Annotated in this window: 6 protein-coding genes; 3 read left to right on the top strand and 3 right to left on the bottom strand. The window is 68.8% G+C overall.

Going from position 1 to position 2,363, the window contains the following annotated elements; genetic code table 11:
• Window positions 1-244, top strand: a 244-nt coding sequence (locus Q8Q88_RS12640; RefSeq protein ID WP_305675544.1) for a hypothetical protein, incomplete at its 5' end; no start/stop codon positions are given.
• 100 nt (window positions 245-344) lie between these two features.
• Here Q8Q88_RS12640 and Q8Q88_RS12635 read toward each other — a convergent pair.
• The 3 genes from Q8Q88_RS12635 to Q8Q88_RS12625 form a co-directional block, all read right to left on the bottom strand.
• Complete coding sequence (locus tag Q8Q88_RS12635; protein ID WP_305675543.1) at window positions 345-491, bottom strand: hypothetical protein; 147 nt, start codon at window positions 489-491, stop codon at window positions 345-347.
• A 212-nt stretch (window positions 492-703) separates the two neighbouring features.
• Window positions 704-916, bottom strand: a complete 213-nt coding sequence (locus Q8Q88_RS12630) for a GDCCVxC domain-containing (seleno)protein (protein WP_371129857.1) — start codon at window positions 914-916, stop codon at window positions 704-706.
• Between the two features lie 5 nt (window positions 917-921).
• Complete coding sequence (locus Q8Q88_RS12625) at window positions 922-1,335, bottom strand: MFS transporter permease (RefSeq protein WP_305675541.1); 414 nt, start codon at window positions 1,333-1,335, stop codon at window positions 922-924.
• 70 nt (window positions 1,336-1,405) lie between these two features.
• Between Q8Q88_RS12625 and Q8Q88_RS12620 the strand changes: the two genes are divergently transcribed.
• Both Q8Q88_RS12620 and Q8Q88_RS12615 read left to right on the top strand, forming a co-directional pair.
• Complete coding sequence (locus tag Q8Q88_RS12620) at window positions 1,406-1,810, top strand: helix-turn-helix domain-containing protein (RefSeq protein WP_305675540.1); 405 nt, start codon at window positions 1,406-1,408, stop codon at window positions 1,808-1,810.
• Between the two features lie 85 nt (window positions 1,811-1,895).
• Complete coding sequence (locus Q8Q88_RS12615) at window positions 1,896-2,261, top strand: hypothetical protein (RefSeq protein WP_305675539.1); 366 nt, start codon at window positions 1,896-1,898, stop codon at window positions 2,259-2,261.
• The last annotated feature ends 102 nt before the right edge of the window (window positions 2,262-2,363 follow it).

The raw sequence follows: 2,363 nt of genomic DNA, 5'->3' as shown, positions 1-2,363 counted from the left end.
ATTCCAGATGGCCGCCCCGATCGGTGAAGCTGAAGGCTTGTCGCGTTCCATCCGGGCGCTCGGTTTCCAGGCGGACATCGTCCGCCGGCCAGCCGTGACCGCGCTCGGGATAGATCCGGAAGCGCGGCGGCGCGGCGGTTTTGAAGATCTCCAACCGCAACACGCCGTGGCCGGTGTCGATCCGCGGGGCCTCCCCGCCGCCGTGGCCATGATGGCCGTGATCGTGGTGGGCGACAGGCTGTGAATCATCTCCGAGGAGATATCCATGAACATCGAGACGAAGCCGATCGCCCAGACGCCGCGGGGGACCGCTCGTAGACCGCGTGAGGGTGAAGGGGCCAGCATCAGCGCCAGGCGTTCTGCTGTGGGCGGATCCGAAGACCGACGCGGAGGTCATCGACGCTGCTGGCGCTTATCGTGATCGCCGCCAGCAGCGGGTTGAGACAGCCCGCTTCAGCAATGGCCGTGAGCGTTTCGCCGTCCTGCTTCACGCGGGCGTCCTCAGTTGTTTCGCGTGGCGCGCCGAAGACGCGCTACGCGTAGGCGTCGGGCAGAGCCTCGCAGGCGCTCAGCCGCGTCTCGGCGTCCGCCCGCAGCGTGGCGCAAAGACCGCGCCGATGCCCTTGATCTTCCGCGACAACGCAAAAACTCTAAAGCAACCTATGAGGAGGCGATGACGGACGCCACGTGAAGGCGCCGAATTTCAGCTACAGCAGCCCCTCCCAGTTTCCTGCACGGGCGGGCAGACGACATCGCCGTAGGAGCAGAACACGCAGCAGTCGCCGGCTTTCGGTTTCAGGACCGCCCCGCACCCACGACAATCGTAGAAATACTGGCAGGCGTCGGTCGGCATGGACTCGATCGCTCGATGGCCGCACTGCGGGCAGGTGAGCGTCGACCTGCTCAAGATCGGCATGGCGCTCATCCTCGCGCCGCCCGCAACAGGGTGAGGAGCCAGGGTTCGATCGCGGGCCGCCAGACGAGCGCCGCCAGGATCAGCGCCGTGGCCACGTTCAACAGGCCCACGGTAAATCGCGATGGCGGCGGGCAGGTCCCGTCTTTCCAGCAGGCGCGTGCGCGCCGCCAGGTCAGCCACCAGCCGAGGCCGATGGCCGTCGCGGCCGCGAGGGTCAGCCAGGTCCGTTGGCCCGCGATCCAAGCTGTCGCGCCAAGGCCGAGGCCGGCCAGGGAAAGCGCAAGCGGCAGGACACAGCATGCGGCCCAGGCCAGGACCGCCGATGCGGCCGCGCCGATCGCCGCCCAGCCGACGAAGGAGTCCCCCGAACCGCCGGCCGCGGGCCGGCGTGCGGATCGAAGTGCATCGCCGGGTGCCATCGCCTCGCCTTCAGCCAGGATCGACGCTAGTCTGCAACCTGTAGGGACTACGGGTTCAAGAGGTAAAATCATGGCTGGCGCGCGTGGACTGACGATCGGCCGGCTGGCGCAGGACGCCGGCGTCAACCTCGAGACCGTGCGCTACTACGAGCGCATCGGCCTGATGCCCAAGCCTGATCGCACCTCCGGCGGGCATCGCAGCTACACTGCCGAGCAGGGCCGGCGCCTCGCCTTCATCCGCCGGGCGCGGGAGCTGGGGTTCGGGCTGGACGACGTCCGGGCGCTGATCGCGCTCGCCCAGCCCGGCCGGACCTCGTGCGCCGAGGTGCAGGTGATCGCGGCGGCACACCTGGAGACCGTGCGCGCCAAGATCGCCGATCTCGCCCGGCTTGAAGCGGCGCTGGCGGACACCGTCGATCGGTGTCGCGGCGACACGGCGCCGTCCTGCCCAGTCATCGAGGTGCTCTGCGCCTGATCCGGGCCGATCAACGGCCCGACGCCAGCCGAATCCGCCGGGAATTCAGCGTGACAATGCAGGCCAGCGGGCGGAAAATGGCGCCATGGCGCGCATTCTTATCGCCATTCTTGCCCTTCTGGCCCTCGCGGCCAGCCCGATCACCGCTTTGGCGGCGCCGATGGCCTGCGGCATGAATACCCCCCAGGCCGTCGCCTCCAGCATGGCGTCGATGGATGCGTCTGCCGATCGGCACGCCGCGCCCGTCAAATCCGATCCCTGTTGCGACAAGATGCTCAAGGGCTGCGCCAAGTCCTGTTCGACGGCCTGCGCCGGCGGCGTCGCTGTTCTGGCGGTGATCTCGACCATCGCAGCCTTCGAAGTCCCGATGGCGCTCGACGCACCGAAAAGCGCGGCTTGGCGTTCCCACCTGCCCATTGGGCCCGACCGACCTCCGAAATCGCTGGCCTGAAGCCGGCGGCGGTCGCCGTCGGTTCCGCCGCGCCGCGGGTGGTGCAGTCGAACGCCTGGACTGTCAGGCGCGAGATCTGGTTCCGCCCCGGCGCCGTCCCGC

Source organism: Phenylobacterium sp. (assembly GCF_030697925.1).
Lineage (GTDB): Bacteria > Pseudomonadota > Alphaproteobacteria > Caulobacterales > Caulobacteraceae > Phenylobacterium.
The sequence above is the reverse complement of the archived record's forward strand: the minus strand, read 5'-3'. Positions and strand labels throughout refer to the sequence as shown.